The 24,069-nt window shown below is 64.8% G+C and carries 21 protein-coding genes and 1 pseudogene; 16 read left to right on the top strand and 6 right to left on the bottom strand.

The features are described 5' to 3' along the window. Positions 1–617 precede the first annotated feature (617 nt). Positions 618–833 carry a hypothetical protein gene (locus AC1KAT_RS12960; protein WP_480326498.1) on the bottom strand — a complete coding sequence of 72 codons (216 nt, stop codon included), beginning with the start codon at positions 831–833 and terminating at the stop codon, positions 618–620. Between the two features lie 784 nt (positions 834–1,617). On the opposite strand from AC1KAT_RS12960, the gene AC1KAT_RS12955 reads away from it, so the two are divergent. From AC1KAT_RS12955 to sodC, 11 genes and pseudogenes are all read left to right on the top strand, one after another. Continuing rightward, positions 1,618–2,061, top strand: a complete 444-nt coding sequence (locus AC1KAT_RS12955) for a hypothetical protein (protein ID WP_480326496.1) — start codon at positions 1,618–1,620, stop codon at positions 2,059–2,061. Positions 2,062–2,284: 223 nt separating this feature from the next. Further along, positions 2,285–2,581: pseudogene (locus tag AC1KAT_RS12950) on the top strand (type II secretion system protein GspG); the annotation flags it as partial. Positions 2,582–2,947: 366 nt separating this feature from the next. Next, positions 2,948–3,589 carry a hypothetical protein gene (locus AC1KAT_RS12945; protein ID WP_480326494.1) on the top strand — a complete coding sequence of 214 codons (642 nt, stop codon included), beginning with the start codon at positions 2,948–2,950 and terminating at the stop codon, positions 3,587–3,589. Between the two features lie 50 nt (positions 3,590–3,639). Continuing rightward, complete coding sequence (locus AC1KAT_RS12940) at positions 3,640–4,260, top strand: lysozyme inhibitor LprI family protein (RefSeq protein WP_480326492.1); 621 nt, start codon at positions 3,640–3,642, stop codon at positions 4,258–4,260. Between the two features lie 86 nt (positions 4,261–4,346). Beyond that, entirely contained in the window at positions 4,347–4,718 is a 372-nt protein-coding gene (locus tag AC1KAT_RS12935) for a hypothetical protein (RefSeq protein WP_480326490.1), read from the top strand. Between the two features lie 159 nt (positions 4,719–4,877). Beyond that, a complete protein-coding gene (locus AC1KAT_RS12930; protein ID WP_480326488.1) occupies positions 4,878–5,312 on the top strand; it encodes a DUF1304 family protein in 435 nt (144 codons plus the stop codon). 1,432 nt (positions 5,313–6,744) lie between these two features. Next, on the top strand, positions 6,745–7,341 hold the full coding sequence (gene bamE, locus AC1KAT_RS12925; protein ID WP_480326486.1) for an outer membrane protein assembly factor BamE domain-containing protein: 597 nt from the start codon (positions 6,745–6,747) through the stop codon (positions 7,339–7,341). Between the two features lie 471 nt (positions 7,342–7,812). Beyond that, entirely contained in the window at positions 7,813–8,286 is a 474-nt protein-coding gene (locus AC1KAT_RS12920; RefSeq protein WP_480326484.1) for an AAC(3)-I family aminoglycoside N-acetyltransferase, read from the top strand. A gap of 785 nt (positions 8,287–9,071) precedes the next feature. After that, entirely contained in the window at positions 9,072–9,500 is a 429-nt protein-coding gene (locus AC1KAT_RS12915) for a hypothetical protein (RefSeq protein WP_480326482.1), read from the top strand. A 33-nt stretch (positions 9,501–9,533) separates the two neighbouring features. Further along, on the top strand, positions 9,534–9,881 hold the full coding sequence (locus tag AC1KAT_RS12910; RefSeq protein WP_480326480.1) for a PilZ domain-containing protein: 348 nt from the start codon (positions 9,534–9,536) through the stop codon (positions 9,879–9,881). A gap of 46 nt (positions 9,882–9,927) precedes the next feature. Then, entirely contained in the window at positions 9,928–10,449 is a 522-nt protein-coding gene (gene sodC, locus AC1KAT_RS12905) for a superoxide dismutase [Cu-Zn] SodC (RefSeq protein WP_480326478.1), read from the top strand. Between the two features lie 83 nt (positions 10,450–10,532). Here sodC and AC1KAT_RS12900 read toward each other — a convergent pair whose 3' ends face one another. Then, entirely contained in the window at positions 10,533–10,742 is a 210-nt protein-coding gene (locus AC1KAT_RS12900; RefSeq protein ID WP_480326476.1) for a DUF3606 domain-containing protein, read from the bottom strand. 138 nt (positions 10,743–10,880) lie between these two features. On the opposite strand from AC1KAT_RS12900, the gene AC1KAT_RS12895 reads away from it, so the two are divergent. The 3 genes from AC1KAT_RS12895 (at position 10,881) to AC1KAT_RS12885 (ending at position 14,493) form a co-directional block, all read left to right on the top strand. Next, positions 10,881–12,071 (top strand): AraC family transcriptional regulator, encoded by a 1,191-nt coding sequence (locus tag AC1KAT_RS12895; RefSeq protein WP_480326474.1) that lies wholly within the window; start codon positions 10,881–10,883, stop codon positions 12,069–12,071. Positions 12,072–12,148: 77 nt separating this feature from the next. After that, entirely contained in the window at positions 12,149–13,300 is a 1,152-nt protein-coding gene (locus AC1KAT_RS12890; RefSeq protein ID WP_480326472.1) for an alpha/beta hydrolase family protein, read from the top strand. Continuing rightward, the gene (locus tag AC1KAT_RS12885; RefSeq protein ID WP_480326470.1) at positions 13,297–14,493 is read left to right on the top strand and encodes a serine hydrolase domain-containing protein; all 1,197 of its coding nucleotides are present in this window, start codon (positions 13,297–13,299) and stop codon (positions 14,491–14,493) included. Before AC1KAT_RS12890 ends, AC1KAT_RS12885 begins: the two co-directional genes overlap by 4 nt. Positions 14,494–14,512: 19 nt before the next feature. Here AC1KAT_RS12885 and AC1KAT_RS12880 read toward each other — a convergent pair whose 3' ends face one another. The 3 genes from AC1KAT_RS12880 to AC1KAT_RS12870 form a co-directional block, all read right to left on the bottom strand. Further along, a complete protein-coding gene (locus AC1KAT_RS12880; RefSeq protein ID WP_480326468.1) occupies positions 14,513–15,991 on the bottom strand; it encodes a TrkH family potassium uptake protein in 1,479 nt (492 codons plus the stop codon). After that, positions 15,991–17,391: a Trk system potassium transporter TrkA gene (trkA, locus tag AC1KAT_RS12875; RefSeq protein ID WP_480326466.1), complete on the bottom strand. Its 1,401-nt coding sequence runs from the start codon at positions 17,389–17,391 to the stop codon at positions 15,991–15,993. Before trkA ends, AC1KAT_RS12880 begins: the two co-directional genes overlap by 1 nt. A 64-nt stretch (positions 17,392–17,455) precedes the next feature. Beyond that, positions 17,456–19,279 carry a glycoside hydrolase family 15 protein gene (locus AC1KAT_RS12870; protein WP_480326464.1) on the bottom strand — a complete coding sequence of 608 codons (1,824 nt, stop codon included), beginning with the start codon at positions 19,277–19,279 and terminating at the stop codon, positions 17,456–17,458. Positions 19,280–19,436: 157 nt separating this feature from the next. On the opposite strand from AC1KAT_RS12870, the gene AC1KAT_RS12865 reads away from it, so the two are divergent. Then, positions 19,437–21,671 carry an alpha,alpha-trehalose-phosphate synthase (UDP-forming) gene (locus AC1KAT_RS12865; protein WP_480326462.1) on the top strand — a complete coding sequence of 745 codons (2,235 nt, stop codon included), beginning with the start codon at positions 19,437–19,439 and terminating at the stop codon, positions 21,669–21,671. Between the two features lie 10 nt (positions 21,672–21,681). After that, a complete protein-coding gene (gene otsB / locus AC1KAT_RS12860) occupies positions 21,682–22,440 on the top strand; it encodes a trehalose-phosphatase (RefSeq protein ID WP_480326460.1) in 759 nt (252 codons plus the stop codon). A gap of 191 nt (positions 22,441–22,631) precedes the next feature. Here otsB and AC1KAT_RS12855 read toward each other — a convergent pair whose 3' ends face one another. Continuing rightward, positions 22,632–24,011 (bottom strand): chloride channel protein, encoded by a 1,380-nt coding sequence (locus AC1KAT_RS12855; RefSeq protein WP_480326458.1) that lies wholly within the window; start codon positions 24,009–24,011, stop codon positions 22,632–22,634. Positions 24,012–24,069 lie beyond the last annotated feature (58 nt).

The raw sequence follows: 24,069 nt of genomic DNA, 5'->3' as shown, positions 1-24,069 counted from the left end.
CACGTTCGAGGTGCTTGCCGGCTTCTGGGTGCCATGCCAAGTTCTTCGCGGGCTGTCCGTCCGCTGGCGGCCAGCGCGCCGACTGAGCTGTGGCACCAAGTGCTTTGCAACGAGCGTCACGTCAGCGAAACTGCGCAGCCAGGGCAGCGAAAGAAGGAAGAGGAAGACGTCGCGTCAAAGAAGCAATGTGCTTCGCGAGAGCTCGTGGGTCTTCTGAGCCGGTCGCTGTCTAACCCTTCCATCGAGGGGATGTCTTGCCGGCTACGCCGTCAAGCCACCCCTCATGTCAAACGTTAGACATCGGCCGATTGAAGGCAGTGCCATGCGAGAAGTAGCGTGCCGAGTTCTTCGTGGGCTGTCCGTCCGTTGGCGGCCAGCGCACCGACTGAGCGGGTTCACCGCGCGCTTTGCCGGCAGTCGCGCTTGGGGGAAACTTGGCAGCCGAGGCAGCGAAAGGAAAAGGCCGTTCAATCGGTCTGCGCGGCGCCGATTGTTGCGGTCAAGCGAGCCGGTCGCTGTCTAACCATTCCATCGAGCGGAGATCAACCGGCAAGCCGGTTGCTCCCGCTCATGTCAAACGTTAGGCGTCGCAAATGATCCATCGTTCCTCTCGTGATTCATTGGCCTTGGCGCTGCGGCGGTACGCCGCTCGAAGAATAACCAACGATGATCTTGACGCTGTAGAAGTTGATTGGCGTGATAGAGGTGCCGTTGCGGTCAAAGAAGCGGCGTGGTGCCTCTACGACGACAACTACCAGCACAAGGCCGAGGGGAGAAACGCCATTGACCGTCAAACTCGGCGAGAGATCGCTAGGTGGGTTGTCTTTCTCCACTCGGACCAGGAGTATCTTTGGCCCGAGTACAAGCGAACCGGCGTTGTCAATTGGCCAATGAACGTTCTGACGTTCGGTTGGTGGGAACGCCGCAAGAACCAGCGCTGGTTGCAGTACCAAGAGGCTGGCGACATCGAGGTTTGGCCGTTCAATCGGAGGGCCTCAGCAGAGGCTGCGATTAAGAGACCAAAGTTTCTCCGACGTGTCGACGCCTAACCATTCCATCGAGCGGATGCCGATCCGGCTGCGCCGTCTCGTCCCCGCTCATGTCAAACGTTAGGCGTCACGTGTCAGATCAACAGGGGTCCCCCACGGAGCGCCGCCAGGTGGTCGCGGCAGGCCTTGCTCCGCTGGTTGTTTCGCTGACGCTCGCCGGCGGTGTGTCGTTTTATGCTGGTAGCGAAGCCATCTTCGTATTGGTTTCCCTCTTGCCAGCGTCCTACGCAACCCTGTTCTTCTTCGTACTCCCAACACTCTGGCTTCTGCGGCGCTTCAAGCGAGAAACATGGCTGTCGATGTCAGTGGCCTGCGGCACAGCAGCCCTTGCTCCATGGTTTGCTCTTTACGTCGCATTCTTCCCCGCGGGTACAGGCAAGTATTCCGGAGCACCGATGGTCTCTTGGCGTTGCCGGCGCTGCTCGCTGCTGTCGCAGGGTTCGTGGTGCATAGGCTGGGAACTCCAGGGTTGCGAAAAAATGCCGCCTACCCCTTCCATCGAGGGGATGCCAAGCCGGCTGCGCCGTCTTGTCACCCCTCATGTCAAACGTTAGGCGTCAGGCAGACCATGCGCGTAGTCATTGAAAGTCTGATCAGCGATGAAGTCCGCCTCATTGGATTTATTCCTACGCCTGCCTATCGCATCGTGTTCTCCGCTGGTGCATTGCGAGGCGGAGCGTGGTTTGTTCCTTACTCCGGCAACTCATTCGGCTTGGTCGGGCAAGTATGTGACGTTGAAGTCAATCAAGAACGAGTGAGCTCTCTTGTGCTCATTCTGCCGGGGGAGCCTTGCGATCACGTGTTCGCACCCCTTCCGGAGTTCGGGTGTTTTCAGGTCCGAGGGCAAGTGGTGTCGGCGCATTCGCAGAGCGAAAGCCCGTTTGCCTTCGTCAGGGCTGGTGATGTACACATCGCCTTGGATGCAGCCGACCTCACTGATCTCGTTCTGAATGAAGGGGAACTTGTCTCCTTCTTCATACACGATGCGTCGCTCTGGGACGAAGGGCTGTGAGAAAAATGACGCCTAACCCTGCCATCGAGCGGATGTCTTGCCGGCTGCGCCGTCAAGCCACCGCTCATGTCAAACGTTAGGCGTCGCGGGCTCTGCTAGCCCAAGGAGGAAATTGTGCGCGTAGTGCTTGCTGCCATAGCTCTGCTGATCTCGCATCCCGTGGCTGCCCAGCCGATAAGCATTAACGGGATATACATCAAAGACAGATCCGCCTCTAGTCGAACTTGTGCCCAACGACCCATGGATGAACCCCTACGTTTTCAGGCGACTGGATGACACATCCAGCTACGCGCTCTACTCAACTGGGCTGAACGGCGAGGACGAGGGTGGCCAAGGGGACGACATCACTACCTGGGAAAAGGAGTATCGGTGTGAAGACTATGGGGTCAACTGCCCGTGGACGATCTTGGAGTTCATTGCCGCAATCTCTGCTGGCCTTGCCCTCGTCAGCGTCTTTGCGCTAATCGTGGCTCTTGTGGTGTGCGCAAGGCGTTCTAGGAATCAACGCCATGCCGCCTAACCATTCCATCGAGCGGATGCCGAGTCGGCTGCGCCGTCTCGTCCCCGCTCATGTCAAACGTTAGATCTCAGTTCGGCCCGTGCGCATGCGCCTTCGAGAAGCAACTGAAATGGCTGTCCTTCTGACCCGTGGCTCGGAGTGTTTTGCTGGCGCTCAGCGTCTGCGCAGCTCTGATGGTGTTGCCGCCAGCGGCGCTGCGAGCGGGCAAGTGTCAAGGGCTGAGCGGCAGCAGTCGGGGTTGGGTCAGTGCGGCAACGTGGGTCCGCGGCTTCGGCAGTTCGGGGCGTGCCTTCGGCCTCAGAGATCTAACCACTCCATCGAGCGGACCCGCCTCCGGCGGGCCGCTCATGTCAAACGTTAGAGCTCATGAAGAACGAACCCACTACCTACGCAGAGTGGCGAGAACACACAGAAGAGCGCTTCATGCAGCTCTCTCCTGTGGGAGGTTCTGCTTCAATTCATACCTCGCCCTCCGGTCGCTTTACTCTAGAGGTCTCAGCATACGAAGGCAATGACGGCTCGTGGAACTACAGCCGCGGGATAGTAAAGACTTCAGGATCATCAGAAGTCATTGCCGACATCAAGAGGAACTACGGGGCGTTCTGGTATTCATGGGTAGTGCAAGATCAAGATGAGTATCTTCTGTGCGGAGAGGACTACCAAGGCTACAACGTCATTGATCTGAGCAGCAGGGTCAACTCGTTCACCTTTCCGCCTGAGGCGCTGAAGGGAATGGGCTTTTGCTGGGCAGCAGTCCACCCATCACCAGACGGAAGAATCTTGGCCGTGGAAGGCTGCTACTGGGCGTGCCCGTATGAACTTGTATTTATTGACTTCTCAGATCCCATGCAGTCCCCACTTCCAGAGCTAAACCGCTTCTCATTTGTCCACGAGGTTGGGTCATGGAACGGCAATTCGGAGTTCAACTTCTCTGCGTATGAGGATGAAGAAGAAACACCACCGAGCCGATCCATTGTTTGGCGCCCAGAGTCCGCGCATGAGCTCTAACCATTCCATCCAGGGGATGCCCAACCGGCTGCGCCGGTCGGCCACCGCTCATGTCAAACGTTAGGCATCTAATGATGTTTGCCGCTCGACTGGCCTTGTTTCTCTCGCTGAACGCCGCCGCTCAGGCCGCGGGGTTCGACTGCAAGATGGCGTCTACTCCGGTAGAGCGAATGATCTGTGCAAACGATGAACTATCAAGCCTCGACGATGTTCTCTCGCTGGTCTATCAGTTCGAGCTTAGGCGCGAAGACAGCGCAGCTTTGCGTGCCGCTCAGAAGGCTTGGATTCGCGAACGAGATCGGTGCGGCGACACGAAGTGTCTAGGCTCTCGGTATGAGCAAAGAATCTCTGATCTCTGTGACGAGGGAGAGCACGCGACGGGAGCTGCAATCGGCGTCAATGCGTGTGCGTCTGTGCGCTTACGACTCGCCGAACGAGACCTCACCGCTCTTGAGCGCAAGGAGGAGGATGCGCGTGTGAAGGATTCGGATGATCCGGCTTACCTACGCGACGTTCTTGCCGCCGAGCGTCGGACCTGGAGGGCCTATCGAAATGCGAAGTGCGCTCTTCAAGGCGCATACGAAGGTGGAATGCCAGCGTGGAAAGCTGCGTACGCGAACTTATGCATTGTTGAGGAAACAAAAGCGCGCGCTGCCGTGTTGAGGAAGTAGGCTGGCAAGATACCTAACCATTCCATCGAGGGGATGTCTTGCCGGCTGCGCCGCCAAGCCACCCCTCATGTCAAACGTTAGACCTCATGCGCACACCTGAACTGGACCGGCTTGTCAGTGCTCACCGAGCTTACGCAGCTGCCATCGAGCTGGGCATGGTTGCGTCGTGGGAGCGCGAAATGACCCCGGAAGAGGTAAACACAGTGCGCAGCTACACGCTCTGTGGCTCGTTCATGTCGCTGGAGTCAATTGAAAGAGGGTTGTCTGGCTCGTGCCCAGCACAAAAGGCTTCCTCTCAGTTCGCGTTCATGAAGTCCGAGGTTGACCGACACGCCACTGCCGTAGTCCAACAAGTACAGCGTCGCTACGCGCTTCATAAGAAATCGCCACAGCTTGGCGAGTACCCAAACTTGCTGGCATGGGAAGAGGCAGTACTTGCCAGTAAAAATGAGGTCTAACCATTCCATCGAGCGGATGTCCAACCGGCTGCGCCGGCCGGCCACCGCTCATGTCAAACGTTAGGCGTCTCGGTACACATCGGTAGCGAATACCAGGGCTGCTACGGCTTGATCCATCACCTACGATCACAGCTCCTTCGACACCTAACGGGAAATCCAATGAGTCGGCTTGCCAAGGCACTGGTTTGGTTCGTCATCGCCTTTCACACGATGGCCTTCATGGGGGAGGCATTCCTCTGGATGCGTCCTGGCGTTTATGAGTTTGCGCTCTCGCGGTTCCAAATCGCAGTGCCGCTTGCCCTGCATGAACAGGCGCTGGTTCTGAAGCCGGTTTTCGTGAACCAGGGCTTCTACAACTTGTTCCTCGCCGTGGCAGGCGTGGTCGGGCTCATCCTGGTTCGCCGAGGGAAGGCAGAGGCAGGTCGAGCACTTGCTGGCTACATGTGCGCATCGGCAGTGGGCGCCGGCCTCGTGCTCGCGTTCACAAGCATCGCCTACATCGGTGCATTGCTGCAGGCACTCCCGGCTGCGATTGCTCTCGCCGTGATGTTCCGCCCCTCGTCAACCTGTGCTGTGGCGAGCGCAGCCGCCTAACCATTCCATCGAGGGGATGCCCAACCGGCTGCGCCGGTCGTTCACCCCTCATGTCAAACGTTGGACGTCAGTGAAAGTTAGCTTCTGGCGGCCGGCGAGTTGAGGCGAGAGCAGTAGAACCGAAACCGAGTGCCGAGGCGGGCGAAAGATCTTGGTGTGCGAGGCGAGACCGAGGCGCTTCGCGGCGGCGACTGGCTCTTCACCCGAGCGCCGGTTTCTGCGGTTGGCGCGTTGTGGTGTCAGCGAGGCAGTCAGGTTTTGAAGGGCGCTCCGCGCCGCAGTGCTGCGCCTGGCAGTCAGTTCGGTTGAGGCCGCTTCCCGGCGTGAACGCTTGGTCGAGTTCGGTGCCGGTTCGAAGCAGGGAAAGGCCGCTGTTCGAGAGCAGCGAGGTTGGCCAAGAATGACGCCCAACCATTCCATCGAGCGGACTCGCCTTCGGCGAGCCGCTCATGTCAAACGTTAGACCTCAGTGTTGGTCCAGGCGGCGTGCCTCCGAAAGCAGTGCGAGTTATGCAAACGGTGCTTCATCAAACGACTGCTCGTTTGGTTCAACCCTGGCTGTCACGCGCATCGTGCGCGCATCCACTGGCGGTGGTTTCGCTGAGCAGGTCGCAGCGGTTGGCGCGGGCTGTCCGTCCGTTGGCGGCCAGCGCACGTAACGTGGGTCATCGGGCCTATCGGTTGGTCGGCCGCGCTAGCTCAAACTTCGGCTCGTCTGCGAGCATTCCTCTGTGGCTTCGTCCACAGAGGTCTAACCCCTCCATCGAGCGGATTCGCCTTCGGCGAACCGCTCATGTCAAACGTTAGGCGTCGCAAACCAGTGGACGGTGCACTGTTCTTCCTTTTTCTGGCTCCCGTTGCGTCTGTCTGGGTCAGCATCGTCTATTTCTTCGCAGCGCCGAAAGATGCACCAAGCAGTGAGGCACTGATTGGTGTTCTCCCTGGTTTGGCCTTAGCAGGCCTTACGAGCTTTGGCTTCCTCAACATCGAGAGCTCGCCAGTAAAACCCCAAGTGGGTGTCCCGCTATTCTTTGCTTCACTAGTGCCGCCACCAATACTCGTCATTTTGGCCGTAAAGGTATTTCGCGGTAGCAGTCGAGTTCACACCCTGCAAGTAGTTAATTTCATTTGCTACCTGGAGCTTATTTGGTTCGCGTTCTTTGTATTTCTTCGCCTTCGCATAGGTCACTAATGGTCGTGCCGTTTGCAATGACCAGCCGCTCAAGGGCAACATCGAGGTCGGTGTGGAAGCGCCGCCTAACCCTTCCATCGAGCGGATGCCGCAAAGGCTGCGCCTTTTCGTCACCGCTCATGTCAAACGTTAGGTGTCACCCCACTTACCTACGCCAGTTTCTGGAGAGAATCACTTGGCGCAGGGTCAGGCAGCACATCCTGCGCAGAACTTCCGTGCTGCGACAACCACACAAACCAAATGACATCGACCTTTCGTATTGCTCTCGCCAGTATCGCCATTGCGATCCTGTCCGGCTGTGCCGGCACAAACTTCAAGCGGCCGGACCCGGGCGCACTTGAGCTTGGTCGATCAACATCTGCTCAGATTTCCCAAGCGATGGGCGGTCCTGCGCCGCAGTCGGGTGAAGTCCTGCGTAACGAGCAGAAGTTGAAGTCGGCTCGCTATGCGTATGCCGAAGGAGCCGGCACCGGAAAGTACCCAGGCGTTATTCCCGCCCGAGCAATGGTCTTCCTGACGCACAACGACTTGTTGGTGGCAGACGAATTCGTCAGTTCGTTCCCAAACGACGCGACCGACTTTGATGAGAGCAAGGTCTCGAGCATTGCAAAAGGCAGGACGACAAAGGCTGAGGTGGTAAACCTCCTCGGCACTCCCAACGGCCGAGGCATCTACCCATTCATCAAGAAGCCGGGCGAGACGGCGTACATCTACAGCTACTCGCACGCCAAAGGCAACGCGTTCAACATGAAGTTCTACAGCAAGACCTTGATCGTTTCGTTTGACGCAGCTGGCTTAGTCAGTGATGTCGAGTACGTCTCGAACGGGGAAAAGTGACACCTAGCTGTTCCATCGAGGGGATGGCCAGCCGGTTACGCCGTCTGGCCACCCCTCATGTCAAACGCTAGACGTCCAAACGAGAGGCTTCTTCGTGGCTGCCGCATCAATCTGCTTGACCCTTCTGTCAGTAGTCACACTGTGGCTCGTGCTCCCGATATTTGTTCTGCCGCCAATCGCGTTCTACCTGGGTCTCAGGAGTCATCGGGCCAACCAAGTTAGAAACCCGACGCCAACGAACATGGAAGAGACGCTGTCAATGCTTCCGATGCTCTTGGCTCTCGCAGCGTTTGTGTTTGAGATGTATATCCTCACCACGCAGTACACGCCGTAGCGTAGTGAATCAAGCTTCCAAAAAATGAAGCGATACATCGACATTTCTCTGGATTGAGAACATCGAACTTTGCAGAAAACGTCTAACTATTCATCTGGCGAATGTCAAAACGTTAGGCGCCGCTGAGCGCTTCGGAAATGAAATCAGAGACTTATCGCGTTCGAGCCATTGGCAGCTCCGACATTCAGGCAATGCGGGAAATGCTTGCCGTATTTGGCGAGGCCTTCGAAGACAAGTCGACGTACACCCGGAAGCAACCAACGGACACCTATCTCAAGGAATTGCTCTCAAGCCGGACGTTCATCGCTGTGGCAGCGCTTTCTGAAGCAAAGGTGATCGGCGGTCTTGCGGCATATGTGCTTCCCAAGTTTGAGCAGGCTCGTTCAGAGATATACATCTACGATCTGGCTGTACTAGAAAGCCATCGCCGCCAAGGCATTGCGACAGCAATGATTCAAGAGCTCAAGAAACTGGCAAAAGCCCTAGGTGCGTACGTCATCTTCGTTCAGGCAGATCACGGCGACGATCCGGCAATCAGTCTCTACACGAAGCTCGGAGTCCGAGAGGATGTCCTTCACTTCGACATATTCCCTAGCGATGGCGGCGCCTAACCATTCCATCGGGAGGGCCCACCCCGGCAAGCCGGGTCGGGCCTCTCATGTCAAACGTTAGGCATCACTGTGGATTGGCAGTTGATCGGCAACGCGGAGTGCGCAAAATCGCGAGTGGTGGGCCTCTTGTACATCTGTCGAGAGCGATACAGGCTTGATGCGTTGGAGGCCGGTAGGGCACTTCAGAAGAAGTTTGGAGAGGCCGCATATTGTGAGCAGGTCATCGCAGAAGTGATTGCGGCGCTTGCTTCGGATGATGAGGTGTCAATAGGGCCCGCATGTCCGCCCGAGCAAGCAAGGAAGTACCTTTCTGATTTGGTTCTGGCGTATCGATCGCCGCCGAGCAGGTTGATGGTTGCCGATATGCTGCGGCGAGCTCTACGAAGGCATCAAACGCGCAACTGGGAAGGGTTCTCTCCGGTCAGGCCTTAGAACGGCGTCAATGTGTGTGCGTCCGTGCGTTTACGACTCGCCGAACGAGACCTCGCCGCTCTTGAGCGCAGGGAGGAGGATGCGCGTGTGAAGGCGTCGGGTGATCCTGCTTACATGCGTGACGTTGTTGCCGCCGAGCGTCGGACCTGGAGGGCCTATCGAAGGTGGAGTGCCGGCGTGGAAAGCTGCGTACGCGAATTTGTGCATTGTTGAGGAAACCAAAGCGCGGGCTTCTGCGTTGACGAAGTGGGCTGGAAGATGCCTAACCCTTCCATCGAGGGATGCCGAGCCGGCTGTGCCGGCCGGTCACACTTCATGTCAAACATGAGGCCTTTGTTCCACCGAGGAGAAATGTGAACTTACTGAAGGTTCTTCTATTGCTCGCAGCTCTTGGTGCTGGGTATCACCAGTGGAGCAAGTACACCGATGCGCGCTTCGAAGCCGAGGGGACGCAGAGCGAATCGAACGGCTTTGTTTCAGTGGCCATGCCCCCCGGGTCGAAGCGAAATGTTGTTCTTGTTTTTGCGCCGAAGAACTGCCCCTCCGAAGCGGCCCGGCGCGCAAACAGTCTCGCCGAGAAGCTGGAGCGCCTCGGTGTTCCTGTGCAGCGGTCGGATCACTTTTCGTTGGAATCGGTGAGCCCGAGCAAAGAGGAGCGAGAGCGCCTCAACAGAACCCTCAAAGTTCTCAAAGGTGAAATTCCCGCAGTGTTCATCAACGGGATGGGCACGTCGAACCCGTCAGTCGAGGCTGTTGTTGCGCAGTACGGCGGGACGAGGTAAACCGCTCCTGTCAAACGTCAGGCCACTGAGATCGTGAATCTGCCCAAGACTGTGATCAATGACCGGCGCGGTAGCGACCGGCATACGATTCGAACGTCGGCGGTGCTCGGCCTGTCGGATGGGCGGCTCATTCCCGCGCGCACGCTCGACATTGGAGAAGGAGGCGCTGGTGTCGTCTGCGACCTGAACCTGACAGTGGGAACGGACGTGACCCTCCGAATGAGTCTCCCTGCCAACCCGACCGGAAGCTCCGTCCTCGAGGCATCGGCCACAGTCGCAAACTGCACGTTGGCGGGGAAGGACGGAGGGTTTCGTCTGGGGCTTCAGTTCAAGCCGCTGAGTTCGTTCGCCACCGCTGCGCTGAAAGGATTCGTTCCATGAACGTTACCTTCACCGGTAATGAGGTTTCACATCAAGGAGGACTCACATGAAAAATGCATTGTTCGCTGTCACTGCGTGCTTGTTGGTCGGTGCGGCTGTTGGCGCCGAGGTCACGGTTCCCGTGAACATGGCAGAGAAGACGGGGATGGGCGCTGGGGTGGGCAGTGTGCGAATTGTCGAGACGCCGTATGGGCTGGCGTTCTATCCGGCGTTGAAGGGGCTGCCGCCCGGCCTGCATGGCTTTCACGTTCATGAGAAGCCGTCGTGCGCGGCGGCCGAGAAGGATGGCGCGTTGGTGCCCGCCTTGGCGGCGGGTGGACACCTGGACCCGAAGGGGACCAAGCAGCATGGGGAGCCGTGGGGCGAAGGTCACCTGGGTGACCTGCCGCCGCTGTATGTGGCGGCGGACGGTACGGCCGTGAACCCCGTGCATGCGCCTCGTTTGAAGCTGGCCGATGTCCGGCGTCGCTCGTTGATGATTCACGCGGGCGGCGACAACCATGCCGACCATCCCTTGCCGTTGGGCGGCGGCGGTGCGCGTGTGGCCTGCGGGGTGATCGACGGCTGATGGCGTTGCCTCGCCCGGCTGTGTGACTGGGCCGTGCCGAGGGGCCGGCCAGGCCGCATGCCGGGCGAGTCTTCGAGGGGTGATCAGCTCGGCACGTCGGCCGTGTAGCGGCAGAACATCTCGAGGTATTCGGCCACCGCCTCGCCATTTGGGCCGACCATCGCCACGGCGTGGCAGATCTGCGCTTCGGCGACATCAAGCAGCCAGGCCCAGCGCGCGACCTCCAGCGGGTCGCAGATGTCAACTTCGAGGTGTTTGCGCCGGTCGCGCGAGATCGCGGTGTCGGTTTGCATGGTGAGGCGGCCCCAGAGGTGTGGGTTCGAGCAGATGGGGAACTTATCGGTTTGGCCTGCGCCGACTTGAGGGCCTCGGGCTGACGGGCGTCAATCGGTGGTCAAAATGCCGTTCCACCGCGTTTTTCCACCGATTCTGTGACTGCCGACCTCTCGTTGATGCTCAACTGGCTGCTGCGTGGCGGCGCCATCGGGCTGCCTTTGCTGATGGCAGCGCTGCTGTGGCGCGAGCACCGCACGCGGGTTGCCGGACGCCTGGGCGCGGCTTTCGGCGTGGGGGCGGCGGCGTTCGCGCTGAGCACCGCGCCGGGCCTTGCGAACCCGGTGGCCGCGTGGCAGGCACCGATCACCGGGCTGGCCACCGCCAACACCTTCGTGTTCTGGCTCTTCACCCGTTCTCTGCTGGACGACGGCTTCACGCTGCGGCGCTGGCACGCGTTGGCGTGGGGGGTGATGGCGCTGCTGGGCGCCTTGAACTGCCTGCTCGCCCGCCCCATGGGGCAGGACGTCGCCCAGGCCATCGGCAGCTCGCTCAGCCTGGCCACCGTGGCGCTGGCCGTGCTGGCGGTCGTGCAAGCTCTGGTGCACTGGCGTGGTGACCTGGTCGAAGAGCGCCGCCGCGTGCGGCTCTTCATCGCGGCCGGCGTGGGCGGCCACATCGTCTTGATGCAAGGGATGGCGACGGCAATGGGCGGCGATGTGCGTGCGGCCTTCGCGAGCCTGTTCAACGCCGCCCTGCTGCTGGCCTTGAATGTGTTCATCGCCTGGCGCTTGCTGCACCTGCCGGGGCAGCGGCTGTTCGCGGCCTTCGAGGCGGCACCGGTCGTTCCCGCCGGTGCGCTGTCCGATGGCGCGCCCGCCGCCCCCGAGGCGCCCGTGCCGGGCGAGGCGGCGGACCCCGTCGAGGTCCGGCCCGACCCGGCGCTCGTCTCGGCCCTGAATGAGTTGATGCAGGTCGAATTGGTCTACCGCGAAGAAAACCTCACCATCGGCACGCTCGCGCAGCGCATGGGCCTGGCCGAACACAAGCTGCGGCGTGTCATCAACCAGGGCCTGGGCCACCGCAACTTCAACGCCTTCCTGAACACCTACCGGGTCGAGGACGCCCGCCGCGCGCTGGCCGACAGCGCCTTCGACGCGGTGCCCATCCTCACCCTCGCGATGGACGCCGGCTTCTCGTCGCTCGGCCCCTTCAACCGTGCGTTCAAGGCCGCGACCGGCCTGACACCGAGCGACTACCGCCGGCAATCGCGGATGGGCGCACCCCCGCCGGTCGCCCCCGCCCCCCCGGCCGAGGCGCCGAAGCCCGCGCCTTCGACGATCGGCTAGCCGAAGTTCGAAATCGGCGGGCCGCGCCCGGTGCCGGGCGGCACGCTGGCGGCCTTGTCACTCGAACGAGGTTCGCCATGCTGTCGAAACCCCTGGCCCGGCTCTGGGCCACCCTGTGTGCGGCCGCGTTGCCGGTCGCCCTGTCAACCCTGGTGGCCGGCGGCGCCCACGCCGACACCCCCGCGCGACCCTTTGGCGTCGGCCGCAGCCACATCCCTTACAGCGACCCGGCCCGGCTCGACTGGCCAGGCCTCGGCCCGCGTCCCCTGAACACGACGGTCTGGTACCCGGCCGAGGCCGGCGCTTGCGAAACACCGTGGCGCCTGGGGCCCTTCAACGCCGGCGTTGGCGCGGTCGATGCGCGCTGGGCCGAGGCGCCGGCCCGCTGGCCGCTGGTGCTGCTGTCGCATGGCACGGGCGGTGGCGCGGCCAGCATCGCGTGGCTGGGCGAGGCGCTGGCCCGACAGGGCTACGTGGTGGCGGCGGTCAACCACCACGGCAACACCGGGGCCGAGCCCGAGAAACACCCCGAAGGCTTCGTCGTCTGGTGGGACCGCCCCCGCGACCTGTCGGTGCTGATGGACCGCTTGCTGGCCGATGCGCGCTTCGGCCCGCGCATCGACCCGGCCCGCATCGGCGTGGCGGGGTTCTCGATCGGCGGCTACACGGCGCTGGCCAGCGTGGGCGCGCGGCTCGACTTCGCGCAGTGGCAGCGCTTCTGCGCCGCCCGGCCCGACGACACGGCCTGCAAGCTGCCGCCCGAGGCCGGCGCGTCGGTGGGCGAGTTGAGCCGCCTGATGGGGAGCCACCCGCGCGTGCAGCAGGCGCTGGCGCGCTCGGGCGATGCCTACGACGACCCGCGCATCCGCGCCGCCTTCGTGCTGGCGCCGGCTGTCGGGCCTGTCTACACCGAAGCTAGCTTGCGCGCGATACGCCGGCCGGTGCAGGTGGTCGTCGGCACCCACGACGAGCAGACGCCCGCCGAGCGGCACGCGCAACCGGTGGCGCAGGCGATCCTGGGGGCGCAGTTGCAGGTGCTGCCGGGCGTGGGGCATTACAGCTTCCTCTCGAGCTGCCACTGGTTGGGCCGCTGGATGGCCGGTGCGATCTGCCGCGAGGCCGAAGGGCTCGACCGCAACGCCATCCACCGCAGCGTGGCGGCCGATGCCGCGCGCTTCTTCGACCGGCACCTCGGGGCCGTGCCCGCGGCCGCCGGCCAGGGCGAATGAGCATGCGCCGCGCCCCGCATCGTCTCGCAGTTCAGGGCGGGCGGCTGCTCGCCTTCGGCCTCGCCGCCCTCTGCCTGCACGCGCAGGCCGAGCCCATGCCCACGCCGCTGTGTGGCGTGCCGGTGTTGGTCGGCGACGGCTGGGCACGCACGCCACCTGCCGACGCCGGTTTCGATCCGCAGGCGCTGTGTGCGGTGGTGCATGCCTTTGCCAACGCCGAGACGAACTTTCATGGCCTTGTCATCGAGCGGCGGGGCCAACTCGTCGCCGAGCTGTACCGCCGCCGGCCCGACCGGCCCATCACCACGCTGTGGGGCCTGTTCAACCCCTGGCCCGGCGACACCGACTTCGGCCCGACCACGCGGCACGACGTGCGCTCCATCAGCAAAAGCCTCACCGGCCTGCTGGTCGGTGTGCTGCACCAGCAGGGCACGGCGTTTGACATCCACCGGCCTGCGCTCGATGCCTTCCCCGAGCTGGCCGACCTGCGCACACCCACGCGTGAGGCGGTCACGCTCGAACACCTGTTGACGATGACCAGCGGGCTGGCCTGGGAAGAGGGCACCTTCCCGAACGACGAACACGGCCTGTTCTGGACCGCCGACCTGCCTCGCTGCGTGCTGGGCCGCGCCTTGACCCACCACGCGCCCGGCACCCATTGGAACTACAACGGCGGCGGCACCTGGGCCATCGCCGAAGCGGTGGCACGTGCCAGCGGCCAGCCCTTCACCGAGTTGGCGCGGGTGGGCCTGTTCGAGCCGATGGGCATCACCGACGTCGAATGGGCCACCGACCTGCGCGGCCGGCCCATGCCCTTCAACGGCGCCCGCATGCGGCCCCGCGACCTGGCCAAGATCGGCCGCCTGGTGCTCGATGCCGGCCGCTGGCAGGGCCGCCAGCTGGTGGCCGAAGACTGGATCGCCGAGTCGCTGAAGCCGCGCATCGCCACCGGCGCCCGCCTGCCCAGCGGCGAACCCGTGCACTACGGCTACCAGTGGCGCGTGGGTCAGCTCGACTGGCGCGGCCGCCCCACCCGGTGGGCAGGCGCCTTTGGCCACGGTGGGCAGCGGCTCGTGGTCTTGCCCGAACTCGACGTGACTGTCGTCATCACCGCCGGCGCCTACGACTCGCGCGAGGTCATCGACGCCACCGCACGGCTGGTGCAGCAGGTGGTGGCGTCGGTGCGCGAATGAGCGCCACGCGCCGCGGCGATCATTTGCGCCAGAAGCGCACCGTGAAGAGCGCCATCATCGACAGCATCTCCAGCCGGCCCAGCAGCATGGCGAGCGACAGCACCCAGGTCTGGTAGTCGCTGAGGTGCGCGTAGTTGCCGGCCGGGCCGACGTTGCCCAGGCCCGGGCCCATGCAGTTGACCGAGGCGAACACGGCCGTCGCGGCGGTCACGAGGTCGAGGTCGCTCAGCAACAGCAACAGCGTCAGCCCGATCAGCGTCACGCCGTACATCAGCATGAAGCCCAGCACCGAGAAGATCACCGGCCCATCGACGATGGCGCCGCCGATCGTCAGCGGCTGCACCGCACGCGGGTGCACCATGCGCGTCAGCTCGCGCCGCGCCTGCTTCACCAGGATCAGCAGCCGGATCATCTTGATGCCGCAGCCGGTCGAGCCCGCGCTTGTCGCCACGCCCGACAGCAGCAGCATCAGCACCGGCGGAAAGACCGGCCACTGCGCGTAGTCCACCGTCACGAAGCCCGTGGTCGAAGCGATCGAGATCACGTTGAACATCGCGTGGCGCAGCGCGGTCAGCGGCTCGTAGATGCCGCGCATGGCCAGCAGGCCGGCGATGAACAGCGCGCTGCCGATCATCACTGCCAGCGTCGCACGCGATTCGGGGTCGCCCAGCAGGCCCTTCAGCGACCGCTTGCGCACCGCCACGAAGTACAGCGCGAAGTTGCAGCTCGCGACCAGCATGAAGACGATGCAGATCGCTTCGAGCAGCGGCGAATTGAAGAAGCCGAAACTCGCGTCGTGCGACGACAGGCCGCCCAGGCTGACGGTGGCGAACATGTGCATCCACGCGTCGAGCGGCTCCATGCCCGCGAGCCAGTAAGCCGCCACGCAGGCCAGCGACAGCGACACATACACGCCCCACAGGCCCTTGGCCGTCTGCGTGATGCGCGGCGTGAGCTTGGTGTCTTTCAAGGGGCCGGCCGATTCGGCCTTGAACAGCTGCGCGGCGCCCACGCCCAGCAGCGGCAGCACCGCCACCGCGAGGATCAGGATGCCCATGCCGCCCACCCACTGCAAGAAGGTGCGCCACACGTTGATCGACGCTGGCAGGCCGTCCAGGTTCGACAGCACCGACGAGCCGGTGGTTGTGAGCGCCGACACGGCCTCGAAGTACGCGTCGGTGAAGGTGAGCGGCCGCGCCGAGCTGGCGAAGTGTTCGAGGAAGGGCAGGGCGGCAAAGAGCGGCAGCACCGTCCACGTCAGCGTGACCAGCAGCATGCCGTCGCGCGGCTGCAGCTCGCGGCGGTCGCCGCGCGTGGCGGCCCACAGCACCAGGCCGCTCACCAGCGTGATGCCGAAGGGCCGCGCGAAAGCCGGCAGGCTGCCGTCGTTCGACCACCCGGCCACGCCGGCCGGCACCGCGAACGCGAAGCTGAACACCGCGACGATGGCCCCCAGCACCGACAGCACCGGGAAGTTGTTGTGACGAAGCCGGCGCATCAGAAGAAGGTCGCGCCGACCTGGAACAGCTTCTCGACGTCGCGCACCATGCGCTTGCGCGGAATGAACACGACCACGTGGTCGTTGGCCTCGATCACCGTGTCGTGGTGCGGCATCAGCACCTGCGGCTGCGGGTTGTCGCCCTCGATGCCGCGCACGATGGCGCCGATCTCGGCCCCCTTCGGCAGTGCGAGTTCGTCGATGCGCCGGCCCACCACCCGCGAGCTGCGTTTCTCGCCGCGCGCGACCGCTTCGAGCGCTTCGGCCGCGCCGCGCCGCAGGCTGTGCACGGCCTGCACGTCGCCGCGCCGGATGTGCGCCAGCAACTCGCCGATCACCGTGTGCGAGGGCGACACCGCGATGTCGATCTGCGTGCCCTGCACCAGGTCGGCGTAGGCTCGCCGGTTGATCAGCGCCAGCACGCGCTTGGCGCCCAGCCGCTTGGCCAGCAGGCACGACATGATGTTGTCTTCGTCGTCGCTGGTGAGCGCGATGAACATGTCCATGTCGGCCACGTTCTCGTCTTCGAGCAGGTCTTCGTCGGTCGAGTCGCCGTGCAGCACCAGCACGCTCGACGGCAGCTGCGTGGCCAGCTCGTCGCAGCGAGCGCGGCTGGTCTCGATCAGCTTGATCTGGTGCGTGTCGCTCAGCTCTTGCGCGAGGCGCGAGCCGACCTTGCCGCCGCCGGTGATCATCAAACGCTTGGCGCTGCGTTCGCGCTGGCGCAGCGCGCCCAGCACCGCGCGGATGTTCTGCGTGGCCGCCAGCACGAACACCTCGTCGTCGGGCTCGATCTGCGTGTGGCCGTCCAGCGGCACGCGCTGGTCGCCCCGGTAGATCGCCACGATGCGCATGTCGGTGCCCGGCACGAGCTTCGGGATCTCTTCGAGCCGGTGCTTCACCAGCGGCCCGCCGGCCACCGCCCGCACGGCGGTCAAGCTGACCAGGCCCTGGGCGAATTCGAGCACCTGCAGGGCTTCGGGGTACTCGACCAGCTTGCGCACGTAGCGCGTGATCGACGCCTCGGGGCAGATCACCTCATCGACCGCGAAGCCCCCGTCCTTGCGCAGCATCGCCGGGTCGCCCTCGAACTCGGACGAACGCAGCCGCGCGATGGTGGTCGGCACCTGGAACATGTCGTGCGCGATCTTGCAGGCCACGAGGTTCGACTCGTCGGCATGCGCGCAGGCGATCAGCATGTCGCAGTCGGCGATGCCGGCCTCGCGCAGCACCGAAGGCAGCGTGCCGTTGCCATACACGCCGCGCAGGTCGTAACGGTCTTGCAGGGAGGACAGGCGCTGGCGGTCGGTGTCCACGACGGTGATGTCGTTGTGCTCGGACACCAGGCTCTCGGCGACGCTCTCGCCGACTCGGCCGGCGCCGATGATGAGGATGTTCATGCGGCGATTATTCGCCGGGCTGGCGCCGCCGGGCCCCGGTCGATCACCGGCGGCGCGGCGCGCCTCACACCACCGCGTCCCAGGGCCGTGACAAACGCATCGCGCCGTTGATCACGCCGACCATCGAGTAGGTCTGCGGGAAGTTGCCCCACAGCTCCTTGTCGCCGTGGTGGTAGTCCTCGGACAGCAGGCCCAGGTGGTTGCGGCTGGCGAGCAGGGCTTCGAAGATTTCACGCGCCTGCTGCACCCGGCCGATGCGCGCCAGCGCATCGAGCCGCCAGAACGAGCACACGTTGAAGGCCACCTCGGGGCGGCCGAAGTCGTCGGCGGCCTCGTAGCGGCGCATGTAGGGGCCGTCGCACAGCGAGGACTCCATCGCCGACACGGTGCTCACGAAGCGCGGGTCGCGTGGGTCGATGAAACCCACCTCGGCCATCAGCAGGATGCTCGCGTCGAGGTCGCTGCCGCCGAAGCTCTCGGCGAAGGCCTGGCGCTTCTCGTTCCACGAGGCCTCGAGGATCTTGCTGCGGATGATCTGCGCGCGTTCGGCCCAGTGCGCGGCCGGACGGGTCAGTGACAAGGTGGCGGCGATCTTGGCCAACCGATCGCAGGCGGCCCAGCACATCAGCGACGACGAGGTGTGCACGCGGGCGCGGGTGCGCAGCTCCCACATGCCGGCGTCGGGCTGGTCGTGCAGCTGCCAGGCGCGTTCGCCCACGCCTTCGAGCAAGGCGAAGTCGGTCGCGTCGGCACGTCGGAACAGCCGGTGGTCGTGGAAGGACTGCGCCGCGCCGAGGATGATGTTGCCGTACACGTCGTGCTGGTGGTGCTCATACGCCTGGTTGCCCACGCGCACCGGGCCCATGCCGCGGTAGCCGGCCAGGTGCTCGACAAAGCCCTCGGTGAGATGGCTTTCGAGGCCGATGCCGTAGAGCGGCTGGATGTGCCCGCCGGCGGCGCTGCGCACCACGTCGTGCAGCCAGCGCAGGTAGTCCTCCATCGTGCCCACTTCGGACAGGCTGTTCAGGGCGCGCACCACGAAGAAGGCGTCACGCAGCCAGCAGTAGCGGTAGTCCCAGTTGCGCTGGCTGTGCGGGGCCTCGGGGATGCTCGTGGTCATCGCCGCGACGATGGCGCCGGTCTCTTCGTACTGGCACAGCTTCAAGGTGATGGCCGCGCGGATGACCGCCTCTTGCCATTCGAGCGGCAGTGCGAGCCGGCGTGTCCAGGTGCGCCAGTACAGCGAGGTCTGCTCTTCGAAGTCGCGCGCGGTTTCTTCGATGCCGCCCGACAGCGTTTCGTCGGGGCCGAAGATGAAGCTCGTGGGCTGGTGCAGCGAGAACCAGGTCTCACCGACCACATAGGTCAGCGGCGCGTTGGTGGTCAGGCGCAGCGTGAGGTCGGGCGCGACAAAGCTCAGGTGGTTGCTGCCGCGCGCGGTGACGGGCACCGTGCGGCCCCACTGCGAGCGCGGCCGCACCACGAGGCGGATGCGCGGATGGCCCACCAGCGGACGCACGCGGCGGATGATCTGCGCGGGCCGGAAGGTGCGGTCGCGCATGAAGAAGCGCGGCGCGAAATCGACCACCTCGATGCCCTGGCCTTCGGCGTCGAAAAGCCGGGTGCGCAAGATGGCGGTGCCGTGCTCGTAGCTCTGCTCGCTGCGCACGCAGCCTTCGAGCTCGATGGCAAAGCTGCCGTCGGCCCCGGGCTTGCCTTCGTGCGCATCGAGCAGCGAGTGGAAGACGGGGTCGCCGTCGAAGCGCGGCATGCAGCACCACACGAGGCGTGCATACCGGTCGATGAGCCCGCTGATACTGCAGTTGCCGATCATCCCCAGGTCGAGCGAGTGGCGGGGCGAGGTGCCTTGGGGCACGGGGTCGTTCATCGCGGCTCCTTGCGGTTTTTTTGTTGGGCGAGCCGGGCGAGGATGCCACCGAAGAATTGCCATTGGCAAACGCGGTGTTTGCCAAGCTGGCTACAGTGGGCCGCATGCCCAAGCCTTTGCAGAATCGCGTGCGCCCTGTCGCGCGCCCCACGAACGCATGAGGACGCTGCGTCTTCAGCTTCGCTTTCTGGTGCCGTTGCTGCTCACGTTGGTCGCGGCGGCCTACTTCGTTTTGCCGGTGGTGGACTCGTTCACCTTGCGCTGGTTCGCGCGCGACCTGAGCCAGCGCGGCACGCTGGTGGCCAGCACCTTGTCGGACTCGATCCGCGACGCGCTCGACGAGGGGGGCGGCACGCGGCTGCAGGCCCTGTTCAACCGCGTCATTCAAGACGAACGCCTGGTGGGCCTGGGCCTGTGCCTGCCCAACGGGCAACTGGTGCAGCGAACCTACGGCTTTCCGAAGGGGCTGACCTGCGAGCAGGCGCGCGAGGTGGCGCGCCAGGCCGACCCGCAGATGCAGTTCGGCGGGGGCGCGACGCACGTGGGCCTCTACCCGGTGGACACCGAAAGCGGCCATCTTGCCGACGTGGTCTTGCTGCAGGACATGAGCTTCATCGAGCGCCGCAGCCAGGACACGCAGCGCTACCTGATCATCCTCATCGCCGGCCTGGGCGCGACCATGACGCTGATCACCGTGGTGGTGGCGCAGCTCAGCTGGCGTGGCTGGGTGTCGGGCATGCGCGCCATCTTGCGCGGCGAAGGCGTGTTGCGCCCGTTCGAGTCGCCCCCGCCCGAGCTGGCGCCGTTTGCGGCCGACGTGCGTGCGCGGCTGCGCGACCTCGAAGACGAGTACCGCCGCTCGCAGGGCCCCGAGGCGGAGTGGGACCCGGCCCGCCTGCGCGCGCTGCTGCAGACGCGGCTGCGCGGCGACCAGGTGATCGTGGTGTCGAACCGCGAACCCTACATCCACGAAAAGACCGAGCAAGGCGTCATCGTCAAGCGCCCCGCCAGTGGCCTCGTCACGGCCGTCGAACCGGTGATGCGCGCCTGCTCGGGCACCTGGATCGCCCACGGCAGCGGCAGCGGCGACCGCGAGGTGGTCGATGCGAAAGACCGCGTCAGCGTGCCACCGGGCCGCAACGAATACGCGCTGCGCCGCGTGTGGATGACGAAGGAAGAAGAAGAGGGCTACTACTTCGGCTTCGCCAACGAGGGCCTGTGGCCGCTGTGCCACGTGGCGCATGTGCGGCCGGTGTTCCGCGAGTCCGACTGGCAGGCCTACAAGATGATCAACCAGCGTTTCGCCGACGCCGTGGTTGCCGAGGCGCGCAGCGAAGACCCCATCGTGCTGGTGCAGGACTACCACTTCGCGCTGCTGCCGGCGATGGTGCGCGAGAAGCTGCCGCGCGCGACCATCATCACTTTCTGGCACATCCCTTGGCCCAACCCCGAGTCGTTCGGCATCTGCCCGTGGCGGCGCGAGCTGCTGCACGGCATGTTGGGCAGCACCATCCTCGGTTTCCACACGCGCTTTCACTGCAAGAACTTCATCGAGACGGTCGATCGCTTCCTCGAAGCGCGCATCGAGCACGAGCACTCGATCGTGTCCTTCCATGAGAAAGACACGCTGATCGAGAGCTACCCGATCTCGATCGAATGGCCCAGCGACGAGTTGCTCGCCCGGCTCAAGCCGGCCAACGAGGCGCGCGCTGCCGTGTTCGAGCGCCTGGGCCTGCCCCGCGACCACAAGCTCGGCCTCGGCGTGGACCGCTTCGACTACACCAAGGGCATTCTTGAGCGCCTGCACGCGGTCGAGCGCATGCTCGAAAAGCATCCCGAGTGCGTGGGCCACTTCAGCTTCGTGCAGGTGGCCGCGCCCACGCGCTCGGCGCTCGACGAGTACCGCAGCTTCCAGGAGCGCATCCACCGCGTCACCGAGCGCATCAACGAACGCTTCGGCAAGCCCGGCTACACCCCGGTGCACCTGTTGGCCGAGCACCACGACCACGACCAGCTGGCCGAGCTGTACCGCGCCTGCGACGTGTGCGTGGTGACCAGCCTGCACGACGGCATGAACCTCGTCTGCAAAGAGTTCGTGGCCATGCGCGACGACGAGCACGGCGTACTGGTGCTGAGCCGCTTCGCCGGGGCCGCGCGCGAGATGACCGAGTCGCTGCTGGTCAACCCGTACCACGTGGAAGAAACGGCCGACGCGCTGCACCGCGCCATCACCATGCCCGAGGCCGAACAGCGCGAGCGCATGGCCAGCCTGCGCGCCACGGTGCGCGAGTTCAACGTCTTCCGCTGGGCCGGCCGCATGCTGGCCGACGCGGCCCGGCTGCGCCTGCGCGAGCGCATCGAAGCCCGCGTGCAAAACCACAGTGGTGACTGAGCACCGCCCGATGCAGCATCTCGAATCCCCCGAAGGCGAACGCGCGCTGCGCGACGTGATGGCCTTGCGGCCGCTGCTGGCCTTCGATTTCGACGGCACCTTGGCCCCCATCGTGGACCGGCCCCACGACGCGCAGGTGCCGGTGGGCATCGCTGCCTCGCTGGCCGTGCTGGCGCAGCGCCTGCCGGTGGCCGTGATCACCGGCCGAGCGGTCGGCGACGTGCGCACGCGCCTGGGCTTCGAGCCGGCCTACGTGGTGGGCAACCACGGCGCTGAAGACCCGGCTGGGCTGCTGGGCAGCGGCTCGCTGCACCGCCTGGCCGCATGCCGCAACCTGCTGGCGCGACATGCGGCGGCCCTGCAGGCGGCGGGCGTCACGGTCGAAGACAAGCAGTACTCGCTGGCCTTGCACTACCGCCTGGCGCCCGACCCGGTGGCGGCGCTCGCGTTGCTCGAATCGCTGCTTCCCGAGATGGGCGCGGGGCTCAGCGTCTTTCACGGCAAGTTCGTGCTCAACCTCGCCCCCGACGACGCACCCGACAAAGCCGACGCGGTGCTGGCGCTGCTTGTTCGGTCAGGCGCAGCGGCGGCGGTGTTCCTGGGCGACGACCTGAACGACGAGCCGGTCTTCGAACGCGCCGACGGCCACTGGCTCACCGTGCGCATCGGCCGCGACGGCCCGCCCTCGCGCGCCCGCTTCTTCCTGGACGACCATGTGCAGGTGGGGGCCTTGCTGCAGCGCATGAACGCCTTGCTCGACGCGGGCTAAGCCCGCCCGGCCGCACGCCACCGCATTGGTATCTGTGGGTACCTGCAGATCGGCCGATGCAACGTGCTGCAGGTCACGCCAAGGCTTCGCCCTAGGGGGAAAAAACACCCCACGGGCTGCGCGCAGGGGCGCAGAATGAATCCGTCCTTCTTCTCCCAACCAGGGAAGCGGACGACAGAAGCAAGCACTTTTCAGAGCCTCTCCGGAGGCTCTGTTTTTTTGTCCGGACCGGGTTCGGTGGGGGCCTCCAAGGGCGCCTCGACCGGTGGCAGCCGCAGCAACTGCAGTTGTGCCAGTGCGCTGTACAGCGGCGGGCTCACCATGCGCGAGACCAGGCTGGCGATCAGTGCGCAGGCCATCAGGCTCAGCACCATCGCGTGGCCGGCGACCATCTCCATCACGATGATGAAGGCCGTGAGCGGCGCCTGCGTGACGGCCGCGAGAAAGCCCGCCATGCCCAGCGCGATGAGCGCGTGCGGGTCGGCCTGGCCGAAGAGCACCGCCATGTCCTGGCCCAGGCCCGCGCCGATGGCCAGCGAGGGCGCGAAGACGCCGGCCGGCACGCCGCTCCAACTGGTGAACCAGGTGGCCACGAGCTTGAGCCCGGGGTACAGGCCGGCCTGGCTCGCCTCGCCCGCGAGCAGCCCGCGCGTCTGCTCGTAGCCGCTGCCCAGCGTGGCCCCGCCGGTGGCCAGGCCGATCACCGCGACCATGAAGCCGCAGGCCGCTGCAAAGGCCACCGGCCGTTCGCGGCGCAGGCGGCCCAGCCGGTCGAAGCCCGGCCGCGCCGAGGCGATCAAGAGCCGTGCGAACAGACCGCCCAGCGCGCCGGTCAGCAGCGCGACCAGCAGGCCCGGCGCGAGCAGCGAGAAATCGAGATCGGGCACGCGGATCACGCCGAAGTACGTGGCATTGCCGTACACCGACACCGCCATCAACCCCGCCAGCACGATGGCCGCCATCAAGAGCCCGCTGTTGCGCTGCTCGGGTTTGCGCGACAGCTCTTCGATGGCGAACATGACGCCACCCAGCGGCGTGTTGAAGGCCGCGGCGATGCCGGCCGCGCCGCCCGCCGTCAGCAGCCCGTGGTCGGACACCGTGCTGCGTTGCGGCAGCCAGTGCCGTGCGTTGTGCAGCACGCCGGCGGCGATCTGCACGCTCGGGCCTTCGCGGCCCAGCGACAGGCCGGCCAGCAGGCCCAGCGGCGTGAGCAGCAGCTTGGCCAGCGTGAGCTTGAGCGACACGTACAGGCTGCGCTGGTCGGCAGCGACCGCCGTGTCGAGCGCCGCCATCACCTGCGGGATGCCCGAGCCCGCCGCCCCCGGCGCGAAGCGCCGCGTCAGCCAGACGATCAGCGCGGTCAGCGCCGGCATCCACAGCAGCAGGCCATAGCCCAGCGGGCCGCTGAGCTGCTTGAACAGGTGGAAGGCCTGCTCGGTCAACCAGGTGAAGGCCACCACCGCCAGCCCGGCCGCCACCGCATAGGCCAGCACCACGGCGCGGGTGGCCCAGGGCCGCCAGTCGGTGAGTTCGCTGCGCAGCGCGTGGGCAAGGTCGGGGTCGGGCTTCATCGGGCGGGCCAAGAAGGGGTGAAGCGATGGCTCGGCGAAGCGTCGCAACTATCATGCC

This window comes from Piscinibacter sp. PDB5-1 (genome assembly GCF_056676035.1).
The sequence above is the reverse complement of the archived record's forward strand: the minus strand, read 5'-3'. Positions and strand labels throughout refer to the sequence as shown.

Bases quoted from the DNA above. Each gene is read 5' to 3' on its own strand.
- AC1KAT_RS12920 (WP_480326484.1), top strand. From the start codon at position 7,813: ATGAAATCAGAGACTTATCGCGTTCGAGCCATTGGCAGCTCCGACATT.
- bamE (WP_480326486.1), top strand. From the start codon at position 6,745: ATGACATCGACCTTTCGTATTGCTCTCGCCAGTATCGCCATTGCGATC.
- AC1KAT_RS12855 (WP_480326458.1), bottom strand. From the start codon at position 24,011: ATGAAGCCCGACCCCGACCTTGCCCACGCGCTGCGCAGCGAACTCACC.
- AC1KAT_RS12900 (WP_480326476.1), bottom strand. From the start codon at position 10,742: ATGCAAACCGACACCGCGATCTCGCGCGACCGGCGCAAACACCTCGAA.
- AC1KAT_RS12880 (WP_480326468.1), bottom strand. From the start codon at position 15,991: ATGCGCCGGCTTCGTCACAACAACTTCCCGGTGCTGTCGGTGCTGGGG.
- sodC (WP_480326478.1), top strand. From the start codon at position 9,928: ATGAAAAATGCATTGTTCGCTGTCACTGCGTGCTTGTTGGTCGGTGCG.
- AC1KAT_RS12865 (WP_480326462.1), top strand. From the start codon at position 19,437: ATGAGGACGCTGCGTCTTCAGCTTCGCTTTCTGGTGCCGTTGCTGCTC.
- AC1KAT_RS12930 (WP_480326488.1), top strand. From the start codon at position 4,878: ATGAGTCGGCTTGCCAAGGCACTGGTTTGGTTCGTCATCGCCTTTCAC.
- AC1KAT_RS12945 (WP_480326494.1), top strand. From the start codon at position 2,948: ATGAAGAACGAACCCACTACCTACGCAGAGTGGCGAGAACACACAGAA.
- AC1KAT_RS12890 (WP_480326472.1), top strand. From the start codon at position 12,149: ATGCTGTCGAAACCCCTGGCCCGGCTCTGGGCCACCCTGTGTGCGGCC.
- AC1KAT_RS12870 (WP_480326464.1), bottom strand. From the start codon at position 19,279: ATGAACGACCCCGTGCCCCAAGGCACCTCGCCCCGCCACTCGCTCGAC.
- AC1KAT_RS12955 (WP_480326496.1), top strand. From the start codon at position 1,618: ATGCGCGTAGTCATTGAAAGTCTGATCAGCGATGAAGTCCGCCTCATT.
- AC1KAT_RS12885 (WP_480326470.1), top strand. From the start codon at position 13,297: ATGAGCATGCGCCGCGCCCCGCATCGTCTCGCAGTTCAGGGCGGGCGG.
- trkA (WP_480326466.1), bottom strand. From the start codon at position 17,391: ATGAACATCCTCATCATCGGCGCCGGCCGAGTCGGCGAGAGCGTCGCC.
- otsB (WP_480326460.1), top strand. From the start codon at position 21,682: ATGCAGCATCTCGAATCCCCCGAAGGCGAACGCGCGCTGCGCGACGTG.
- AC1KAT_RS12935 (WP_480326490.1), top strand. From the start codon at position 4,347: ATGCGCACACCTGAACTGGACCGGCTTGTCAGTGCTCACCGAGCTTAC.
- AC1KAT_RS12940 (WP_480326492.1), top strand. From the start codon at position 3,640: ATGTCAAACGTTAGGCATCTAATGATGTTTGCCGCTCGACTGGCCTTG.